The 21,524-nt window shown below is 40.9% G+C and carries 18 protein-coding genes; 6 read left to right on the top strand and 12 right to left on the bottom strand.

From position 1 onward, the window contains the following. Positions 1-525: 525 nt before the first annotated feature. The 8 genes from QZT73_RS09400 to QZT73_RS09365 form a co-directional block, all read right to left on the bottom strand. Positions 526-933 carry a DUF4174 domain-containing protein gene (locus tag QZT73_RS09400; protein ID WP_291787789.1) on the bottom strand — a complete coding sequence of 136 codons (408 nt, stop codon included), beginning with the start codon at positions 931-933 and terminating at the stop codon, positions 526-528. Between the two features lie 42 nt (positions 934-975). Beyond that, on the bottom strand, positions 976-2,397 hold the full coding sequence (locus QZT73_RS09395; protein ID WP_363331092.1) for a metallophosphoesterase: 1,422 nt from the start codon (positions 2,395-2,397) through the stop codon (positions 976-978). 143 nt (positions 2,398-2,540) lie between these two features. After that, the gene (locus QZT73_RS09390; protein ID WP_291784710.1) at positions 2,541-3,386 is read right to left on the bottom strand and encodes a transglutaminase family protein; all 846 of its coding nucleotides are present in this window, start codon (positions 3,384-3,386) and stop codon (positions 2,541-2,543) included. Further along, complete coding sequence (locus tag QZT73_RS09385) at positions 3,383-4,126, bottom strand: peptidase (RefSeq protein ID WP_291784712.1); 744 nt, start codon at positions 4,124-4,126, stop codon at positions 3,383-3,385. Before QZT73_RS09385 ends, QZT73_RS09390 begins: the two co-directional genes overlap by 4 nt. Further along, on the bottom strand, positions 4,126-5,106 hold the full coding sequence (locus tag QZT73_RS09380; protein ID WP_291784714.1) for an alpha-E domain-containing protein: 981 nt from the start codon (positions 5,104-5,106) through the stop codon (positions 4,126-4,128). The genes QZT73_RS09385 and QZT73_RS09380 overlap by 1 nt, the downstream gene beginning before the upstream one ends. A 43-nt stretch (positions 5,107-5,149) precedes the next feature. Next, the gene (locus tag QZT73_RS09375; RefSeq protein WP_291784716.1) at positions 5,150-6,577 is read right to left on the bottom strand and encodes a circularly permuted type 2 ATP-grasp protein; all 1,428 of its coding nucleotides are present in this window, start codon (positions 6,575-6,577) and stop codon (positions 5,150-5,152) included. A 442-nt stretch (positions 6,578-7,019) separates the two neighbouring features. Then, positions 7,020-9,080, bottom strand: coding sequence for a methionine--tRNA ligase (metG, locus tag QZT73_RS09370; RefSeq protein ID WP_291787786.1), 2,061 nt, complete (start codon positions 9,078-9,080; stop codon positions 7,020-7,022). A 38-nt stretch (positions 9,081-9,118) separates the two neighbouring features. Next, on the bottom strand, positions 9,119-9,751 hold the full coding sequence (locus QZT73_RS09365; protein WP_291787792.1) for a TetR/AcrR family transcriptional regulator: 633 nt from the start codon (positions 9,749-9,751) through the stop codon (positions 9,119-9,121). A 145-nt stretch (positions 9,752-9,896) separates the two neighbouring features. On the opposite strand from QZT73_RS09365, the gene ligA reads away from it, so the two are divergent. From ligA to QZT73_RS09335, 6 genes are all read left to right on the top strand, one after another. Then, complete coding sequence (gene ligA / locus QZT73_RS09360; RefSeq protein WP_291787784.1) at positions 9,897-12,353, top strand: NAD-dependent DNA ligase LigA; 2,457 nt, start codon at positions 9,897-9,899, stop codon at positions 12,351-12,353. Between the two features lie 3 nt (positions 12,354-12,356). Beyond that, the gene (locus tag QZT73_RS09355; RefSeq protein WP_291785206.1) at positions 12,357-12,860 is read left to right on the top strand and encodes a hypothetical protein; all 504 of its coding nucleotides are present in this window, start codon (positions 12,357-12,359) and stop codon (positions 12,858-12,860) included. Further along, the gene (gene dapA, locus QZT73_RS09350; protein WP_291785208.1) at positions 12,854-13,708 is read left to right on the top strand and encodes a 4-hydroxy-tetrahydrodipicolinate synthase; all 855 of its coding nucleotides are present in this window, start codon (positions 12,854-12,856) and stop codon (positions 13,706-13,708) included. The genes QZT73_RS09355 and dapA overlap by 7 nt, the downstream gene beginning before the upstream one ends. 64 nt (positions 13,709-13,772) lie before the next feature. Then, positions 13,773-15,089: an exodeoxyribonuclease VII large subunit gene (gene xseA / locus QZT73_RS09345; RefSeq protein ID WP_291787781.1), complete on the top strand. Its 1,317-nt coding sequence runs from the start codon at positions 13,773-13,775 to the stop codon at positions 15,087-15,089. Further along, positions 15,079-15,279 carry an exodeoxyribonuclease VII small subunit gene (gene xseB / locus QZT73_RS09340; protein WP_291785212.1) on the top strand — a complete coding sequence of 67 codons (201 nt, stop codon included), beginning with the start codon at positions 15,079-15,081 and terminating at the stop codon, positions 15,277-15,279. Before xseA ends, xseB begins: the two co-directional genes overlap by 11 nt. 3 nt (positions 15,280-15,282) lie before the next feature. After that, entirely contained in the window at positions 15,283-16,023 is a 741-nt protein-coding gene (locus QZT73_RS09335; protein WP_291785214.1) for a hypothetical protein, read from the top strand. A gap of 2 nt (positions 16,024-16,025) precedes the next feature. Here the strand turns inward: QZT73_RS09335 and QZT73_RS09330 are convergent, their stop codons facing one another. From QZT73_RS09330 to QZT73_RS09315, 4 genes are all read right to left on the bottom strand, one after another. Then, positions 16,026-16,532, bottom strand: coding sequence for a UpxY family transcription antiterminator (locus tag QZT73_RS09330; RefSeq protein ID WP_291785216.1), 507 nt, complete (start codon positions 16,530-16,532; stop codon positions 16,026-16,028). Positions 16,533-16,683: 151 nt separating this feature from the next. After that, on the bottom strand, positions 16,684-20,091 hold the full coding sequence (locus QZT73_RS09325; RefSeq protein WP_291785218.1) for an efflux RND transporter permease subunit: 3,408 nt from the start codon (positions 20,089-20,091) through the stop codon (positions 16,684-16,686). A gap of 5 nt (positions 20,092-20,096) precedes the next feature. Then, on the bottom strand, positions 20,097-21,224 hold the full coding sequence (locus tag QZT73_RS09320) for an efflux RND transporter periplasmic adaptor subunit (RefSeq protein ID WP_291785226.1): 1,128 nt from the start codon (positions 21,222-21,224) through the stop codon (positions 20,097-20,099). Between the two features lie 25 nt (positions 21,225-21,249). Next, positions 21,250-21,524: TolC family protein (locus QZT73_RS09315; RefSeq protein ID WP_291787778.1), on the bottom strand; the 275-nt coding region annotated here is incomplete at its 5' end.

Genomic DNA, 21,524 nt, shown 5'->3' with positions numbered 1-21,524 from the left:
TGAGTCTTGGAAAGTCGGTGATGTAGGTGATGTAGGTGCCTACTGGGGCATCTGGACAAAATATGAGGAGCTGAAATACTAAGTAGTAAAGTTTTAAAAAAATAAATACCCTCAATCGGGTTTGATTGAGGGCAATGATGTTTTTAGGATCAACTAATTCTTTGGATTCTACTAATTAAAACCTGTATCCCACACCAAGTGATATACTAGTCCATCTTTTAAAAAAATACCTACTGTAGTTTACATTAATTCCATGAATAAACATGCTACTTACTGGAGCTAGAACATTACCTTCATTTCTAAACACTGAAATCTCTACACAGTTTTCTTTTCGTCTTGGGCATGGACCAGCCCCACCATAAGAAAAACACAAAACAAAATTGCTGATTTTTTCATATTAATCATTGTCTAACTCTTAGGATAAATTGGTCTCATTCGAAGTATAAGCATACATCTTCATTCGCCCGCTTTAAACTTGCCTACCGATAGGAAGGGCTGGCATACCTGAGACTTTTTCAGCAAGCTCTATAAATTCCTGATCTTCGACTGCCTCATCGGCATGGCATCAATTGTTTTAAAAATCCTGGCCCAATCCAATTTCTCCTCTACCCTACTTTTTACACCACCATCAAGACCTATCAGTACCCAACAATCTTTTTTCGTTCCCATCTTATATTTTTTTTGAAGGTAGCTGAGGTACTCATCAGAAAAATCCATGTCATGATTGCTCACTAGACTATCATTAAATATCAGATAAATGATTTTTCTATCCTGAATCTCATGTTCAAGACTATCCGTGAAGCTCAGATTTGTGTTACTCTCGGACTGAAAATACAGTACCAAACGGTTCTTCCACTGAAAATCTTCAATGCTTTTTGGCTTATCCTGTTGCCAAACCGCAATAATCAAAAATAAAGAAAAGAGTATTTCCATACCCTTTAAACGCATTTGGTCACAAAAAGTTCCCGTTAAGGATTATAATTTCTTTCTCCTGAGTTCAATTACCGTAATTTCAGGCCAAATGCCAACCCTTCCGGAAAATGCGTGGAAACCAAAACCTCTGTTTACATAAAGGAACCGGCCTTCATGTTCCGCCAGGCCTGCCCAGTTAGGATAGCGGTATTGTACAGGACTCCATCTGATAATGGGCGTTTCAATCCCAAATTGCATGCCGTGGGTATGCCCAGACAAAGTAAGGTGTATCCCCATCTCGTGTGTTTTAACCTGTTGGTCCCAGTGAGATGGATCATGGGAAAGCAAGATCTTGAAATCTTCCACTGCTGTCTGTTCCAATGCCCTCTCCAAATCACCCCTCGACCCAAAGCCTACTCCCCAATTTTCTACGCCTAGCAGCTGGATAAACGATCCATCCTTTTCAATCCTTATCCCCTCGTCACGTAAAAGTTTAAATCCAAGTTCTTTGTGCTTATCTAAAAACAACTGAAAATTAGCTTCCTTGGCCTCTTTGCTTGGCCATGGAATATAATCCCCATAATCATGATTTCCAATGATGGAATACTGTCCATAAGGTGCCTTGATTTCCGAAAATAGTGAAATGAAAGGATCAATTTCGTCCGCCCTATGATTGACCAAGTCTCCCGTAAAAACAAACAAGTCAGATTCTTGAGCCAATACCATATCTATACCCTTTTGCACATGATCAGGGTTTTTGAAACTGCCTATGTGTATATCAGAAATTTGCGTAATTGTAAATCCATCAAATGCTTCGGGTAAATCTTCAAAATAAAGCACCTCTCGGTGTAATTTGAAATTATGTTTCCCAAATGACATGCCATACAAAAAACCGAAAAAGGGAATCATAGCCACCATCACGGCAACCGCACTGATCCAAAATTTCCTGGGTGGAAAACTGAAACTATCCCTGTTTTTAGAAAGGTAAGCAAATCCCGCATAAGCATTTCTGTAAATGTCCTCGGAAAAAAGAAAAATCACACATACCAACTGAGTCACTACCACTGTCAAAAAAACATTCAACAATGTCTGGGTGGACAAAGTGAATTCACCCGTTATGAATACTTTTAGAAATGTATAAACATACCAAAGTGAAATCCCTCCAAATACCAACCAGTACAGGATTTGGACTGTATTTCTGGTTCTCTCAATACTTATCTGTTGAGAAAGTGTTTTAACTGCCTGAAAAACATACCAGTTTAAGAAGGTAGAAAAAAGTAAGATGGCAATAATAAAAATTGAGGCCCCCAGTAAATTCATAGCTATTTTTTTGTTCCCATTAAATACAGAATTATCCCAAAAAATGTTCAATAAAAGGGAAGTCTTTTTATGGTTATTCCGCTCGCTTGACTCTCTTAGTACATTGAACTCTGGAACCCCATGAACCCTACACAATACTTCGGAGCAGGCTGAACTCTGAATCATTTCAGTTCAATCCGCCACAGAATTACAAGTTGTTCTAAGTTGTACGAATCACATAAGGTATCTATGAACCAATGAACTCCTGAACCAATAAACTCTGAACCTTTTTTCCTTTTTCCTTCTCCCGAAACTCTTCCCTTTCCCTATCAACCCTCACTCCGCCTGATCCACACTTCTGCTTTTAACTCCGACAAAGCACTGCCTCCAAAGTTTCCCTGCACAGGAGACACCAGCTCAGCGCTGTAACCTGTTGCTAATGGAATATAATGGTTGTCCGTAAACAAACCCAAACTTGGATCAAGACCAATCCAACCAGCACCTGGCAGATAAACCTCCACCCATGCATGTAACTCATGCCCTTCCTTGAGTTCAGGATTGTATGCATAACCACTGATAAATCTTGAAGCCAATCCTATATTTCTCAATATATGAACCAACATCCAACTAAGGTCCCTACAGGATCCTTTTTGCTGTTTAAAAGTAAAATCAGCAGACCAGAGATTTTCCTCCTCTCTGATAATATGCTTCCAGTCATTATGAATACTCTCTGTGAGATTAAATAGGAAAGAAACCAAGTCTTTAGACTCATTCATAAACTGGGAGGCATAATGTCCTAAATCCAGATTTTTTTCTGTATGCAGGAAAGCCTGCAAAAACAGCTGCTTATCTGTGGAATATTGGAAAAAAGAAAAGGGATAAGCTATAAATTCCGTGAAAAGAAAACCAAAAGGATTGAAAGGGTAAATATTGATGATATAGTCCACTTCTATGGAAAGGCTGTCCGTTTCTCCCTGAAACCAAGTCTGATAATGGGTATTACCCAGCATGTCTATCCTTTCATGGACGGCATCTGGTTCCGGATGAATCTGTACCCTGGATCTTTCAACTTTAAAATATGACCTTTGCTGAGGAATCAAAAACAACAAATGGGGATTAAGTACTACTCTTTCAGAGTATTTATATTGGCTAAAATGTTGGATTTCGAGTTTCATGTATTTTCTTCTACTAAGGAAATCCCTCCAAAAGCCTTTCCCAAAACATCTGAAGGCAGTTCCTTGATGGCGGCTTTGATCCGTTCGTTCCAAAAACTTCCAATATGCTCTAACTCCTTCTGTTCAAATCTTTTTTCGATGATATGATAATGGTCATTTTCCAAAACCACAGTATCTATGGGATAATCTACGTCATTGGCCGAAATTCTTGTAGCATCAAACGCCAGAAAGGCGCATTTCATGGCATACTCTAAGGAATCTTCATATTGCAATGACCTGCGCAAAACCGGATTTCCAGCCCCCGTATTTCCTATGGACACAAAAGGAGTCCCCCTTCTGATCTCTATCCAATTTCCCTGCGGATAGAGTAAGTACAGCTTGGGTGTTTTGTCTTCCTCTAATTGCCCGCCAATAATGGAAAACAAATTAAAGTTCAGGCCAGCCTCCTCCAAATGGGCTTTGTCTTCCAATGCAACACGCTTCACTTGATGGCCAAACTCATTGACAGCTTTATACAGTTTTGTAAAGTCCTCGTCCTGTTCCTCTATAACTTCGGTAAAATAAGTGATCGCCTTGTCCCTTACCGACCTTAATCCAGAGGTCATGATAAAAAAAGAATGCTTATCCCTGTTTACGGTAAATACTTTTTTAGAAGTGGTTGTTTCTGTTCCTGAGGTAATCCGGGTATCTGAAAGACCCACTATACCGTACTTGGTTTTGATTCCTAAACAAAAGGTCATTATTCTTGAAAGCTGTTTTGATGGCTAAAGTTATCCTTAATTTGGAAGAAGTTACTATGAATCTTATTAGAAACCTGATTTATTTTCAACTGCAAGCTATCAATGTATTCATGCAGTCCTGTTTCAATTATTTCGGAAACATCGGTAAACTCCAAATTAGACCTTAATTCTCCAATTGCCTTTTCAGCAGAATTCCTGTAGCCTTGCCCTCCATTCCCGGATATTTTATGAAGGCAGCTTTCCGCCTCCCGAAGGCAATAAAAAACTGATCTTGGAAAATACTTATTCAATAGCAAAAACTCCACCACCTTGGAAGGTTCAATATTACCATAAAGCCTTCTGTATGTGTTAAATGCAGTCACCGATTTCAAGAGTGCCGTCCAATGCAAAAAATCCAAGGGTGTCCCCACCCAGTTGGGAGATGGTAGCAGAATATGGTACTTCACATCCACAATTCTACTGGTCTTGTCCGCCCTTTCAAGAAAAAGTCCCAATTGTCGGAAATACCATCCTTCTGTACGTGCTACTGTACTGTCTGCCAGACCATAGAGCAATAAAATCTGGTTTTTTATCCCATCAAAAAACGCTCTGGGATCATCCTTGCTCCATTCTTTTTTATCAGCACTTCTTTGTACATAGTGGTAAAGCCCATTCAGCTTTTCCCAGGTTTCTTTGGTAAGATTTTCTCTGATTACCCGGGCATTTTCCCTGGCAAAATTGATACTTGAAATGATGGAGTTTGGATTGTCGGTATCAAATGCTAGAAAATATACCACCTCCTTTCTCTCAAAGGTCTTATGCTTTTGTACATACAGGTCATGGTCTCCTGTGGCATAAACCAATGGTTCCCACTGGGCCTTCATATCAGGAGGTAAATCCAGCATCAGGTTATAATTGACATCAATAAAACGGGCATAATTTTCCGCCCTTTCCAAGTACCTGCCCAACCAATAAATAGAATCTGCAACTCTACTCAGCATATAATTATTTTTTACAGTTATCCTTTATTTTGAAATAAACCAATCAATTGTACAAAACCCAAGTATCTTTACTTCCTCCACCTTGGGAACTGTTGACTACCAGGGAACCTTTTTTCAGTGCTACCCTTGTCAATGCCCCTGGTATCACTTCAATGTTTTCTCCATAAAGAATATAAGGCCTCAAGTCTACATGCCTTCCCTGCAAACCCTCATCGGTAAGCGTGGGTACAGTTGACAGAGACAATGTAGGCTGGGCAATATAGTTGGTCGGATTTCTTTTAATCAACTCCCTGAATTTTACATGCTCTGCTTTACTGGCTTTTGGTCCGATCAACATTCCGTATCCACCCGCAGCATTGGTTTCCTTGACTACCAATTGTTCAATATTTTCAAGTACATATTTTCTGTCCTGCTCCTCCCTGCACAGATAAGTGGGTACATTCTGTAGAATAGGTTCCTCTCCCAGATAATATTTAATCAATTTAGGAACATAGGCATAAACTGCTTTGTCATCTGCAACTCCCGTTCCGGGTGCATTGGCAAGGGCAATATTTCCTGCTTTATAGGCCTCAAAAATTCCAGGAACACCCAATAAGGAATGGGGATTGAAAGAAAGAGGATCTAAAAATGTATCGTCTATTCTCCTGTATAACACATCGATCTGCTCTAGGCCTTTGGTGGTCTGCATGTATACTTTCTTGCCTTTGGTAATCAGATCTACACCGGAAACCAACTCCACCCCCATCTGTAAAGCCAAATATGAATGTTCAAAATAGGCTGAATTATAAATCCCTGGAGTCAGTACTCCCACGACAGGCTTCTCCTTATTGGAGATGAATTGTAACATCTTCAGCAACTTCACCGGGTAGTCAGATACAGGCATCACACCCAGCTGATTAAAAAGATCCGGATATGCTCTTTTAATGATTTCTCTGCTTTCCAACATATAGGACACCCCGGATGGGCAACGCAGGTTGTCTTCCAAAATGTAATAATTCCCATCATTGTTACGCACCAGATCCGTTCCGGTAATATGGCACCAAATGCCTTTTGGTGGATTCAATCCTATACAAGGCTTCAAGTAATCCTTACTCCCAAGAATTAAATCTTCTGGAACGATCTTATCTTTTAAGGCCTTTTGCTCATTATAGATATCATGGATAAACAAATTAAGCGCATGGATCCGCTGCTTTAGCCCGGCTTCCAAATGCTGCCACTCCTGATTGGGAATGATGCGTGGAACAATGTCCAGGTGTAGGATTTTTTCTATCCCCTGATTATCATGGTAGACATTGAAGGTCATGCCCATAGCTACCTGATTCTTATTGGCAGCATGTTGGAGATGGGAGATTTTTTTGGAACTTGTTTTTTTTAAATGATCGAGAAATTCCGAGTAGTGCCATCTGCATTCCCCCTTCTCATTGAACATTTCATCAAAATTGTCTCCAACAGGGTAATTTTTAGTATCCATTTTTCGAAAATCAATAAAATAAATGTAGCCTTTCAAGCTAAGATTTTTTCCTTGAAAATCAAAAAAAGAAGGAAGTGACTGCTATTAAAGTGTCATGTTGAGTTTTTAAATTTTACATTTACAGAAAGGCAATGACATCTAGCGAGCCGTCATCCTGATCCCGAGTAATTCGGGAGAAGGATCTCCTCTATTTTGGGAAACTCCCCGAAAGGATCGGGGCAGGCTTTCCTTCGTCAGAGTGACGTACATTTCTGTCAATGGTAGCGGAGCTTGCGGAGTCGAAGTATCTCCTTAACTTTGGGAGATTCTTCGCTTCCCGCAATTCTGCGGGACAGGCAGTTCCTCACTCAGAATGACGGTTACTGTAATCTGTCAATCCCAAATTTTAAAATCTCAGGGTGATGATTCCGGTAAGCTGTCAATGGTAACTGAAAAAATAATATTAAGAAATCGTAGCCCCATTGAAAACTCCTTGATGCGGTTGAAGTAATTTCAATCCTCCATCTCTGTCTTCAGCCATCAGAATCATACCCTCTGAATCAATTCCCATCATCTTTCTGGGGGCCAAGTTGATCAGCATAACCACCTGCTTACCGATCAGCTCTTCTGGTTTGAAATGCTCCGCCACACCGGAAAGCACTGTACGCTGTCCCACCCCGGTATCCACCGTCAGCTTCAACAACTTCTTAGATTTGGGCATAGGTTCAGCTGTCAAAACTTTTACTACCCGCATGTCTAATTTGGCGAAATCATCATAGGTAATGATATCCTTCATTGGTGCTGCTTGTGCATTTTCCATATCATTCTTTTTCTTCGCTTCCAATAACTTATTTACTTGTACCTCCACTACTTGATCTTCTATTTTTTCAAAGAGCAAAGCTGCCTCCTTAATTGTCGCCCCTGCTTTAAGCAGATCAGCATTTCCAGCTTGCTTCCAATGCAATCCTTCCAGGCCAAGCATGCCATATATTTTAGCAGCAGTAAAAGGTAAGAAAGGCTCTGACACAACAGCCAGATTGGTCACAATATTTAAAGCAATGTTAAGCACTGTCCCAGTTCTTTCAGGATCCGTTTTGATAGCTTTCCATGGCTCTGTATCGGCAAGGTATTTATTGCCCATCCTGGCAAAATCCATCACAAAGGAAAGGGCTTCCCTAAACCGGTATCGCTCAATGGAACCGGCAATTTTCTCAGGGAAAGCAGCCATTTCGTCCAAAACATCTTTATCAATCTGCTCCAAAGGTCCCAAAGCAGGAACCTTGCCTTCAAAAAACTTATGTGTCAGGACAACGGCCCTATTTACAAAGTTTCCAAATATGGCTACCAGTTCCGAATTGTTCCTTGACTGAAAATCCTTCCATGTAAAATCATTGTCTTTGGTTTCCGGTGCATTGGCAGTCAATACATAACGCAGGACATCCTGTTTACCTGGAAAATCCTCCAAATACTCATGTAACCATACCGCCCAGTTTCTGGAGGTAGAAATCTTATCCCCCTCCAGGTTCAAAAACTCATTGGCAGGTACATTATCCGGAAGCACATAACCTCCATGGGTTTTTAAAATGGCCGGGAAAATGATGCAATGGAAAACAATGTTGTCCTTGCCAATAAAATGCACCAATTTGGTCTCCTCATCTTTCCAATAGGGTTCCCAATCAATGCCCTTTTCCTTAGCCCACTCCTTTGTTGAAGAGATATAGCCAATGGGGGCATCAAACCATACATAAAGCACTTTCCCTTCCGCACCTTCAACCGGTACAGGAATACCCCAGTCCATATCCCTTGTCATGGACCTTGCCTGAAGGCCATCTCCGGCTTCCAGCCAAGAGCGACACTGACCAAGCACATTATTTTTCCAGTCTGAAGCGTGGTCCACCAAAATCCAATTTTTAAGGAAATCCGTGTACCTCGCCAAATCCAAAAACCAATGCTTTGTTTCTTTCAGCACAGGTGTACTGCCTGAGAGTTTAGACTTGGGATTGATCAAATCTGTAGGACTTAGAGAAGAACCGCATTTTTCACACTGATCGCCATAGGCACCATCGTGTCCACATTTTGGACAGGTCCCTTCTATATATCTATCAGCCAAAAATTGTCCCGCTTCTTGGTCAAAGTATTGCTGGGTAATCTGTTCCAAAAACTCACCTTTTTTGTACAGGTCCTTGAAAAAGCCTGCTGCCGTTTCATGGTGGATTGCAGCCGAGGTTCTGGAATAATGATCAAAACTGATTCCAAATTCCTGAAAACTATTCTTCATCATTTCGTGGTAACGGTCTACCACATCTTGTGGGCTGATACCTTCTTTTTTGGCTTTGATGGTTATAGCTACCCCGTGTTCGTCCGAACCACAAACGTAGGCTACTTCTCTTTCTTTGGACCGAAGGTACCGCACATAAATATCCGATGGAATATAACAACCTGCCAGGTGTCCAATATGAAGTGGTCCGTTGGCATAGGGCAAGGCTGAAGTAACAGTATATCTTTTGAATGATTTATTTTTCATGGACTGCAAAGATAGGGAAATGGAGGATTGAAATGTGATCAAAATTGATGGAATTCCTGTTTGGCTTCATCTGTTAAAATTCCGTGGTAAATAACCTGTACCACCTGATCGTAAATTTCAGCGGTACTGAGCTCCAATTTATTTTTCATTTCGGATGGAAACTGTGATAAAAATTTGGGATCAATAAGGTTTTGGATAGCCGAAGCATACATCAACACCGCCAAACTTATATTGATCTTGGGAGAAACAAAGCCTTTGTCCACTCCTTCCTGAATCAGCTTCTGGAAGCGTAGGTAAGCAGACTCACGGATATATTCCTGCAACCCTTTCCAGATGTTTGGAGCATGCTCCCTAAGGTCCTCTAGAAGACCGGGGTTGATATGGGCCAAATCTTCCGCTACTACGGTAAGCATAGACTTGAGTTTGGCTGTGTAAGAAATGTATTGGTTTTCCAATAGGGTCTGCACTTTAATGGACAACCTGGTTTTGAGAATTTCGAAAGATGCTGCCAATAGCTCCATCTTTCCTGGGAAATATTTATACAAAGTTTTTTTACTCATGGACAGGGATTGTGCAATATCATCCATGGTTGTATTTTTATAACCTTGGGCTAAAAAGAGCTTATAGGCTGTATCCAGAATTCTGGCTTCGATATCTGATCTTTTGCTCATCATAGGGGAATAGGCCTCAAATATAGTCAATACTAAACATTTCCACAGTCATCAAATAAAAAGCTGCTTAGATCAGGTATTCCTTGGTGATTCTTTGGACATCAGTTAATTTTGGAACAATCGCCTTAATATTATTTTAAAATTTATGAATCCAGAGCAGGCCAAATCGAGAATCGGTGAGCTGACAAAGCAAATCAATTACCATAACCAGCTTTACTACCAAGAAGATAGGATTGAGATCTCCGATTTTGAATTCGATCAGCTGCTTGATGAATTGATCAGGCTGGAACAGGAATTCCCTCAATTTTTGGATTCTGACAGTCCAAGTCAGCGGGTTGGCGGCACCATAACAAAAGAATTTGAAACTGCGGTACATGAATCCCGCATGCTTTCTTTGGGAAATACCTACTCTGAAGAAGAACTGAAAGCTTTTGATGAAAGGGTTGCCAAAGGTCTAGGTCACAGAGATTATGAATATTTTTGCGAGCTGAAGTTTGATGGGGTAGCTATCAGTCTGGTGTATGAAAATGGGCGTCTTCTCAGGGCAGTCACGCGTGGTGATGGTACCAAAGGAGATGTGGTCACAGAAAACATCAGAACAATCAAAAATATACCCCTCCACATTCAATGTGAAGATGTACCCTCCAAATTTGAAGTCCGCGGAGAAATATTTCTGCCTAGGAAAGAATTTGAAAAAATCAATACAGAAAGAGAAGCGAACGGTGAAACACTTTTGGCCAATCCAAGAAATGCTGCCTCTGGTACTGTCAAAATGCAGGACAGTGCCATTGTGGCCAAAAGAAGACTGAACTGCTATTTTTACCAGCTTTTGGGAGAAGATATTGGTATCAGTACACATGATGAAGCCATCCATATGATTGAAAAATGGGGATTCAATGTCTCCCCTACCTACACCAAATGTAAAACTGTGGATGAAGTGCTGCAATACATCGATTCCTGGAAAAACAAACGATTTGAACTGCCCTTAGATACAGATGGAGTGGTTTTAAAAATCAATAATTATGAACAAAGGGAAGAACTGGGCTTTACCGCCAAAATCCCCCGCTGGGCAATAGCCTATAAATACCAAGCAGAAAGTGCTGAGAGTGTACTCCTTTCCATCACTTATCAGGTGGGCCGAACCGGCGCCATCACTCCCGTTGCCAACCTTGCCCCAGTACAATTGGCCGGTACCACCGTGAAAAGGGCCTCCTTGCACAACGCCAACGAAATCCAAAGACTGGGACTCTTTGAAGGAGATTCGGTCTTCGTAGAGAAAGGCGGAGAAATTATCCCAAAAATTACCGCAGTAGTCCTGGATAAAAGAAAAGCAGGTGCAGCAGCCATTTCTTACATAGATCACTGCCCAGAATGTGGGACCCCTTTGCAGAGAAAAGAAGGGGAAGCAAAGCATTTCTGCCCGAACAGTAAAAGCTGTCCTCCCCAAGTCCTTGGAAGGATTGAACACTTTGTACACAAGCGAGCCATGGATATCGATTCCTTGGGCACAGAAAGGATCAAAACCCTTATAGACCAAGGTTACCTGCAAAATTTTGCAGACCTTTACGAGTTGGAAAGCAAGGCCGACCAACTCCTGGGGCTGGAAATGAGCCAGGACCAGTACCAAAAATCCGATGATGGTTACCTCTTTATAGCACTTCCAAAGGCCTTATTTGCTTTAACGGAAGGACTGTCCCTTTCTGCCATCCAAAAATTTATACAAAGCAAGGCCGATCAACCTTTAAAGGAAGTTTTAAGCAGTTTTGAAGTGTTCATCCGTACATCCAACAAAAAAGTTGCCCAGAATATCGGCACCATTAAAAAATTAGAGGAAACATTGGTCAGTAGCCATCTTCCGCAAATGGAAGACCACCTGCCCGTGGCTATTGTCTTGCATATACTCATCGGCAATTGGATTTCTCTTGAGAAGTTGACCGCAATCTGTTTGCATGAAAATACCGTACATGGTATCCTCTTGAAATTGAACCTCCCGCTAAGCAGCGAACAGGAAGAACGAATCAGAAAAATGAAGGCCAACACCTTTCAGGAAGGTGTAATTACCAATATGCTGGAGGGAATCCGGGTTTCAAAAAACCAAGCTTTTGAAAAAGTGCTCTTTGCACTGGGTATTAGAAATATTGGGGAAAACACGGCCCAGCTTTTAGCAAGGCATTTCAAATCTATAAAAGCACTCCGAGAAGCAGGTGCAGATGACCTCTTGGCAATCAATGGTGTTGGAGAAACCTTGGTACACAGCATTCAGGAATATTTCAAAGACCCTGAAAATATCAATATTATTGAGCGCCTGAAAAGCCATGGGTTAAAATTTGAAACCGACAATGCTAATCAGGCCTTAGAAAGCGAAAACCTCAAAGGCATGAAGATATTGGCATCAGGGAAATTGAACCATTTCAAGAGGGATGAGATTATTGATTTTATCGAATCCAATGGGGGGCAATACCTAAAATCTGTATCCAAAGCCCTTGATTTTATCATTGAAGGGGAAGACATGGGGCCAAGTAAAAAAGAGAAAGCTGAGAAATTAGGGGTAAAATTGGTATCTGAAGAGGAGTTTCTAAAAATAGCAGGCAAAAAAGTGTAATATATGAAGTGGCTCAAAGATTGGTTAGTCAAAAGGAAGGTGGAAAAATTGCTGCTTCATCATAATAAAAGAGCAGTGGACATTCCTGAAAAAATTAAAACTATTGGGATTTTAGCAAGTTCTGAGGTGGAGTTTGAAGCTATAAAAGGCCATATAAGGAACATTTGGGGATATCAGGTGAGAATAGGTGGATACTATTATTCTGATAAAAAAGAAATGTCCATTGATGGCTTTAACCATAGCCATTTCAATATCAACGGTACCCCTAGCGATCATTTCAATGCCTTTTTGGAAGAAGACTGGAATTTGCTGTTTGTACCTTCCCTCAAGCTGAATGATTATTTACGTTATTTGCTGCTACTGAAAAAAAGCAGGTTGAGCATGGGCTTCTTTTCCGAAGATACCAAACCCTTCTTAGATTTGATGCTGCAGTATGAAGAAAAAGACATTCATGAAAACATCCAATATTTGATTCATTACCTCAATAAAATAAAAAAAGCATGCTAAAATTTCATGGCACAGGCGTGGCCCTTATCACCCCTTTTCTTGAAGACCTTTCTGTAGATTACAATGGCTTAAAACGGGTAATTGATCACGTTATTGAAGGTGGAGCAGATTATTTGGTTGTACAAGGCACCACAGGTGAAACTTCAACTGTCAGTAAAGAGGAGAAAAGAGCAGTCCTCAAAGCAGCTTTAGAATACAATGCCGGTCGGCTTCCCATAGTTTATGGTTTAGGAGGAAACAATACTCAGGGACTTATTGATGAAATCAATGCCACGGATTTCAATGGAGTGGATGCCATTTTATCCGTAAGCCCCTATTACAACAAACCCTCACAGCTGGGAATTATTACCCATTATCGGGCTTTGGCAGACGCATGTCCTGTACCGGTCATCTTATACAATGTGCCTGGAAGGACCATGTCCAATATCAGCTACGAAACGACCCTGGAACTCTCCAAGCATCCTAATATCATTGGAATCAAAGAGGCAAGCGGAGATCTTTCCCAATGCATGCGCATAGCAGCCAAAATGCCGGATGATTTCCTGTTGATATCCGGAGATGATATACTGACTCCTTCCATGAGAGCTATTGGAGGACATGGAGTCATATCTGTACTCGCCAATGCTTATCCGGAAATATTCAAAGACATTTGTCATGCCGATTTGGAAACTGCCAAGGAAGCGGCATTTAAACTCTTAGACGTCAATCCCATGATGTATGAAGAAAGCAACCCTGTAGGCTTAAAATTCCTGATGAAGGAGTTGGGTATTTGTGGGGATGCCGTAAGACTCCCGCTGATAAAAGCCTCTGAAAGCCTCCAAGCGAGAATCAGGAAATATAAAATATGAGGAAAATCTATTAACTTGGATTTGACATGTATTGATGTACATTTCTCTATAAAAATATTTTTGCATGAAACAGCCGCTGTCACTTTTGGACTTGAATTTACTGGTTAAAGATACGCTGGAAAACCAATTGGATCCGGTGTACTGGGTCATTGCGGAAATTGCAGACTTAAACCAGGCAAGGCAGGGCCACGCTTATTTGGAACTGGTCGAAAAACAAGGACAACAGATCGCTGCCAAAGTGCGAGCAAATATCTGGGCATATACCTATAGGAATCTGGCTACCCGCTTTGAGTCCATCACCGGACAGTCTCTAAATAGCGGCATGAAGATACTTGCCCAAGTATCCGTTACTTTCCATGAAGTATACGGCATCAGCCTGAATATCCGTGATATTGACCCGAATTTTACATTGGGTGAAAGGGCACGTATCCGACAAGAGGTTATTGAAAGATTGGCCCGGGAAGAACTCTTGGACAAAAATAAATTGCTGAATTTATCAAGGGTTCCCCAAAGAGTAGCAGTAATATCTTCCATCACAGCTGCAGGATATGGCGACTTCGTCAAGCAACTTCAAAATAACCGATATGGTTTTCAGGTCAACCACAGCCTTTTTCAAGCTACCCTTCAGGGTAATGAAGCGGTGAAAACCCTGATCGCTGCACTTCAATTAGTTTTCAGCCAACACGAAGCCAATCCATTTGATGCGCTGATACTGATCAGAGGAGGGGGTGCCCAACTTGACCTAGACTGTTTTGATAATTATGACCTTGCACGGCAACTGGCAAATAGTCCAATACCTGTGATTACCGGAATCGGTCACGAAAGGGATGAAACCATTGCTGATTTGGTAGCCCATACCAAATTGAAAACACCTACGGCAACCGCCGAATTTTTACTTTCCGGCTTTCTGGAATTTGAAGAGCAATTGGAATGGCAATGGAAGCAAATCCAGCGCTCTGCAGAACTTATGCGGCATTCTGAAGAAAGAAAGCTACAGGAACTCGAACACAGGCTACAGCAGCATGCCAAATTCAACCTTCAAAAGGAAAAAGAAAGGCTTTATTACACCTTGAAGCAGATCAGGACATTAGCCGCTCAACCCCTTCATTTGAGTCGGATCAAATTGAATAACCTGAGCCTTATCTTAGAAAAAAGCAGTAAATACCGTATTCAAAGGGGCAAAGAACAAATTGAAGCGATAGAAAAAGATATGCAAAGATTAAACCCTCAGCGCTTTTTTGAAATGGGATATACCAGAACCGAGATAAACGGAATTCCTATTCAACAGGTAGAAATCAAAGTGGGAGATGAAATAGATACTTATGGTATCCAAAACAAAATAAGAAGCAAAGTGATCAAATTGGAAAACTATGGAAAATAATACTTTTAGCTACGACCAAGCCATACAACGCATTGAGGAGATTGTAAGCCTTTTAGAATCTGGGGAAAAAGGTATGGATGAACTCTCAGCCTTGGTGAAAGAATCCTCCAAACTTGTCAAAAAATGTAAAGAAAAATTACGCATGACGGAAGAAGAAATCAATCAGGCCTTAAAGGATACAGAAGATTGAGCCATGGGGGCTGAAACAACGTATTGGATCAATTTTAAAAAGGCATATTCATGGCAGTCTGCCTTTATCACATTTTTGACTTTTATTCTTTTTATGCCTTTTAAAGGTCAAGGGCAGGGCTTTTATAAGGAGAAAACTCCACGAAACAGAACTTTATCTTTTGGCATAGGTCCATCTTTTATTTATGCCGATAATGGTGGACAGTACAGCATCTATAATTTTAAATGGAACCCTTCTTTTTCCCTCATTTATGAAAAAAGGTTTTCAGATCACCTCAGTTTTAGAGCCAATACCGGGATACAATGGATCGAAAGTGGTGGTAATCCTTCCCAGTCTCTCATCGATCGCTGGTTGGAAAAAGGCCAAGCTGTAAGCTTTACAGGTGTGGCATACTTTATGGATTTTATGCCTATGGTAAATCTTGCCCCTGTTTTTCATCACATGGTAAGACCTGAATTCAACCTGTATATGGGAATTGGAATTGGTGGATTGTACGCTGTTACACAACAAACTTTCAGTATGGAGCCAACTGCTGTTTCAACCCGTGCATGGGTATGGACTCCTACCCTGCCTTTTAGAGCAGGAATTAGCCATAGCTTCAGTAAATACTGGGATATTGCCCTAGAGGGAAGTCTTATTTTTACATTTTCTGATAAGATAGATGGCAATACTGTCACCCAGAAAAAAAATGATCATCTGGCCCAAGCACAAATAGTTATCAGAAAGTACCTCAGCCCAAGATAAAACTACTTTTCACCCACTACTTCCAAGAACTTTCTGGGTATGTTTACCAACATGTTCTGATTGATCCCGGGTATTCTGATAATGAAATAATCTTTATTTCCTTTTTGAACACACTCCCCTTCCATATTCTGTAGAGGTCCTCCAAGAATCTTTACTATTTGTCCTTCTTCAATATCGCTGCCGTCTGTTTCTACAGCCACACCCGTTTCCAGAATTCGCTTAATGGTTTCAATTTCTTTTTCCGGTACGGTCGCATGTTCCCCTGCAAAATGCACAAACTTCACAGCACCGGGAACCTGGAGTGCCTGCCAAAGATTTGGGCGGGAGGTTTTTACAAACAAATAGCCATTGAACAGGGCTTTTTGAACCTTCTTTTTCCTATCAGACCATTGGCGCAATTCCTCCACCAAAGGAAGGTATACCTCAAGGCCTGATTCCCTCAGTCTTTGGGCTACTTTTTTCTCTGCTCTGGAGCTGGTATATAATACATACCATTTCAATTCGGTCATAAAAAATAGTTTAAAGGGTTATTTTACAAAGTTAACAATTATCACTGTTTAAAATTTACCCTAATCGGGCTATTCAAAAAAAAATAAAACCCTTGGGATAAAATCCCAAGGGTTTACACATTTAAAAACCACCAACCTTTATTTAATCATGCTATTTAATCCTACGAATCACCATATTAAGTTTATCCGCCAGTAAATACATGACAGGTACAATTACTAACGTCAGAAAGGTGGCAAAGGTTAGACCAAATATAACAGTCCAAGCCATTGGCCCCCAAAAATCTGCGTTGTCACCTCCCACGAAGAATTGTGGATCAAAAGAGCTCAATAAGGTGCCGAAATTGATGTTCATTCCTATGGCCAAAGGAATCAATCCCAATACAGTGGTAATGGCTGTTAGAAGCACAGGTCTTAACCTGGTTTTACCCCCCTGTATAATGCTGTTCAACAATTCTTCATACGAAAGAAATTCTCCCTCAGGCATATTGAGTTCTTCTCTTCTCCGCTCCCTGACCAAATTCGTATAATCGATCAACACAATGGCGTTGTTGACCACTACTCCGGCAAGGGATATGATACCTATACCCGTCATGATCACAACAAAATCCATATTGAAAATCACCAAACCCAAAAATACACCAATGGTACTCAGGACCACAGAAGCCAATATTATGAAGGGGGTGGTTACAGAATTGAACTGGGCGACGATGATCAGGAAAATAACCGAGACAGCAGTAAATAAAGCCCTTGTCAAAAAGGCTGTTGACTTGGCCTGCTCCTCTTGTTCACCAGTAAATTTCACCGTAAGGCCTTCAGGTACATCATATTCAGCTACCAAGGCTTTTAACTGATTATTGATTTCCGTAGGATTAAATCCATCATTGACATTGGAAAATATGGTAATTACTTTCTCTAAATCCTTCCTTTTAACAGCCCCATAAGTAGATCCATATTGCACATCTGCTACTGCAGAAATTGGAACCTCTTTCTGATTACCAAATTTATCCCTGAAATTGATTTTTTTGTTGATCAGGGCATTGATATCGTACCGGTACTCATCCTTTAGTCGAAGTTGAATGGGATAATCATCTTCTCCTTCTTTGTACTTGGATACCTCGAGACCAAACAAAGCGGTCCTCAACTCATTGGCAATGGTCACTGTAGAGAGACCAAATCTTCTGGCCATTTCTCTGTTGATATTCAAAACTACTTCCGGACTTCCCAGCTCCAAGTCAGACTTCAATTCTTCTATCCCCTGTATATTGGCAGAAGCCAAATAATCCCTAAACTCCGTCACATATGCAATCAAAGCTTCGAAGTTTTCACCACTGACTTCAATATTGATAGGTCTTCCTACAGGCGGTCCAGCAGTTTGTTTGTTTACCGTCATGAGTACGCCAGGATATTTGTCAGCCAAATCCCTGATTTCTTCCATTACCCTATTGGTATTGATGCCCCTTCTAAACTGATACTCTACAAAACTGATCGTCACTTTGGCTTTATGTGGGGTATTGGCTATACTTGGCCCATCAGATTGGTCACCAGTACCTTCACCAACTTGCGTAATGATGGATTCAATGATGTCATCATATGGCTTCAAAACTCCCAAGAGATCATCTTCCATGGACAACATGAAGCTATTGGTAGCCTCGGTGTCCGTCCCGATAGGCTTCTCCAAAAACACATTGACCAATGCAGGCTGATTGTCTGGGAAAAAGAGTATTTGAGGAGACCTTACACCCAATAAGACCAGCGAGAGGACCAAAAGCAGGATAGTCCCTCCAAAAAACACATAGGGCATAGGACCTCTCAATGCTACTGAAAGCGTTTTTTCATAAAAGTTTTCTAAGGATACCAGAAAAACATTCTGGAACCAACGAATAGCTGAACGGAGTATGAATACATTAAATACAGTAAGCAGGGCTCCCAACATAAACAGGTTACCAAAAGCAATCCATCCCAACAAATAACTGATTATTGCCATCCCCGCCAATACCAATGCCACAATCAAATTCTTCCTTTTTGATTTTACAGCATTGACATCTTGCACCTTCATATACAATGAAGTCAATACTGGATTCACCACAAGTGCCACAAACAAAGAAGAAGAAAGTACAATAATTAAGGTAATGGGGAGGTATTTCATGAACTCCCCAATAATATCATCCCAAAAAGCCAATGGCATAAAGGCAGCCAAGGTTGTCGCCGTAGAGGTTATGATGGGCCATGCTACCTCTCCCACCCCTTCTTTGGCAGCCCTGATTGGGCTTTTCCCCTCCTGCATCAGACGGTATACATTTTCTACCACTACTATACCGTTATCCACCAACATCCCTAAAGCCAAAATCAGTGCAAAAAGCACCATCAGATTCAAAGTAATACCCAATGAATTTAAGATCAGGAAAGAAATAAACATAGATAAAGGAATCGCGATCCCTACAAATAAGGCATTCCTAAACCCTAGGAAAAACATCAATACCAATACCACAAGGATCACCCCAAAGATAATGCTGTTCTCCAGGTCATTTACTTGAGAACGAGTGGTCTTAGATTGGTCATTGGTGATACTTACGTCGAGGTCCTCAGGAAAACGGTCCCGCTTGGCCCTTTCAATGATGGACTTGATTTTATCCGAAGCGTCCAAAAGGTTTTCACCCGATCTTTTGACCACATTGACAGTGACTACCGGGAGCTTATTGCTTCTGGCATAACTCACCCTTTCTTTGTAAGTATCATTTACTTCGGCCACATCAGAAAGATAAACGATCTTGTTGTTCTCTGTCTTGATAATGATATCATTCAGCTCATTGGGGCTTTCAAACTCTCCTGTAATCCGAAGTGCTTTTCTAAAATCCCCAGTAAGCAGATTACCGCCGGATATGGTCACATTTTCCTGAGAAACCGCATCGGAAATATCACTGAAAGAAACACCCAAAGCCTCCATCTTGAAAATATCCGCATCAATACGAATTTCCCGTTCTACTGTTCCTCGAAGCTCTGCTTTGGAAATTTCAGGAAGTTTTTCAATTTCATCTTCCAAGTATTCTCCAAACTTCTTCAATTCCTCCCCTGAATAATTGCCCGAGAGGTTGACGTTCATAATGGGAAAATCAGAAGTATTGACCTCAATGACATCCGGATCATTATCCAGGTCAGTAGGCAATTCACTTTTGGATTTATCCACCGCGTCTTTGACATCCTGTATGGCTTTTGAAATTTCTACCCCTGGATTGAACTCAATTACAATTGAAGAAAAATCCTGAACAGAGGTGGATTTTATATCCTTGATGTTATTGATTGATTTGAGCTCTTTCTCAATAGGTCTCGTAATCAGGTTTTCCATATCCACCGGGGAATTACCAGGATAAGCTGTCCCTACATAAACAGTAGGAATCACAATTTCCGGAAAACTTTCTTTGGGCATGGTTCTGTAAGCCATTATTCCCAAAACAGTGATTATGAGCACCAGAATGACTACAGAGGTCTGATTATCAACCGCAAGGGAACTGATTCCAAATTCGCGGATAACCCCTTTCTTTTTTTCTTCTCTTTCAGCCATAAAAATTATTCGACAATGTTAACGTTAAAATTATCTCCAACCTCTCTAAAACCTTTATCTATCAGGGTTTCAGAGCCTGAAAGCCCCTCTAAGATTTCGGCGCGGTCATTATACACCCTTCCCCTTTTGATATAGCGCTTCTTGCTCATATTATTCTCCACAGTGAATATATAATCACCTTGATTGTCCTGAAGAATCAAATAATTAGGCACAATAACCGCTTGAGGGTTTTCGTAATCCTTGATTTTCAAGACCGAAATCATATTGGGCTTTATATTGGGTATACTGGGGAGAAATACTTCAACCTTGAAAGTCCTGTTATTCGGATTGACAATTGATCCGACGGCAGAGACCTTGGTTTTCACAACTTGTTGCAAAGATGGGAAATTGATCTCCACAGAATCGCCTGAGGTAACAATGCCCACAAATCTTTCAGAAACATCCGCTTCAATGAACAGATCACTTTCACCGACAAACTGGAACATGGGTGTCCCGGGTTGAACCAATTCTCCCATACGTACAAGGACACTTTCCACCGTTCCGCTGAAAGGTGCACGAACCAAGGTTCTTGACTCCTGCGTTTTGAGAGAGGCCAGGTTTTTGTCCAAGGATTCTTTTCTATTTTTTGCTTCCAAATATTGGATTTCAGTTCCGATTTGTTGATTCCACAACCTTTCCTGCTTCTCGAAGAGGATACTTGCCAATTCCAATTGCTTCTCTACCTCATCAATATTCCGAAGAATTGCTTCGGCGTCAATCCTTGCCAAAATTTCCCCTCTCCTTACACGCATACCTTCAACCGCTTTGATTTCCTGAATCCTTCCGGATACTTCACCACTGATGCTGACATTTTTTTTAGAAAGAACAGAACCTGAAACTTCTACAAAATGCTCAAAATGGGTAAGTTCTGGACTGATCGTTGAGATCATAATGGCCCTTCTGTTTTGTTTGCCAAATTCAGGATCAAGCCCTGAAATCTCCTTTTCCAGATCATCTATAGCCATCCTTAAGGTAGTGGCCTCCTTCTTTAACTTGGATAATTCTTCCTTCTTTTGGGCCAATTCATCCTTTTCTGCACAGGAAAAGGTCAATATCAGAAGGGAAAGAAAAAGATATATGCTGCTTGTTTTCATATAAATTGCTGATTTTTTCATGTTTTTAAAGAATTCCTAGTGCTTTTTCCAAATCGACTTTTGCGATCAGAGCATCATAAAGGGCAGAGAAATAATTGGTTTCGGCTTCTTTTAGTGCTGAATCCGCTTCAATCACTTCAAGGTTAGAACCTACACCTTCCTCGTATTTGATTTTGGCCATCCTGAAAACTTCTATTGCTAACTCCATATTTTCAGATTGAACATCTAAGGCAGAGAGGCTATTTTTTAAATTGGCCCTGGCTTGAAATTTCTCAAGTGCGATATTCGATTCAAGAAATT

This window comes from Cecembia sp., assembly GCF_007126775.1.
Lineage (GTDB): Bacteria > Bacteroidota > Bacteroidia > Cytophagales > Cyclobacteriaceae > Cecembia.
Note: the sequence above shows the minus strand (reverse complement) of the source record. Positions and strands in the feature narration are given on the sequence as shown.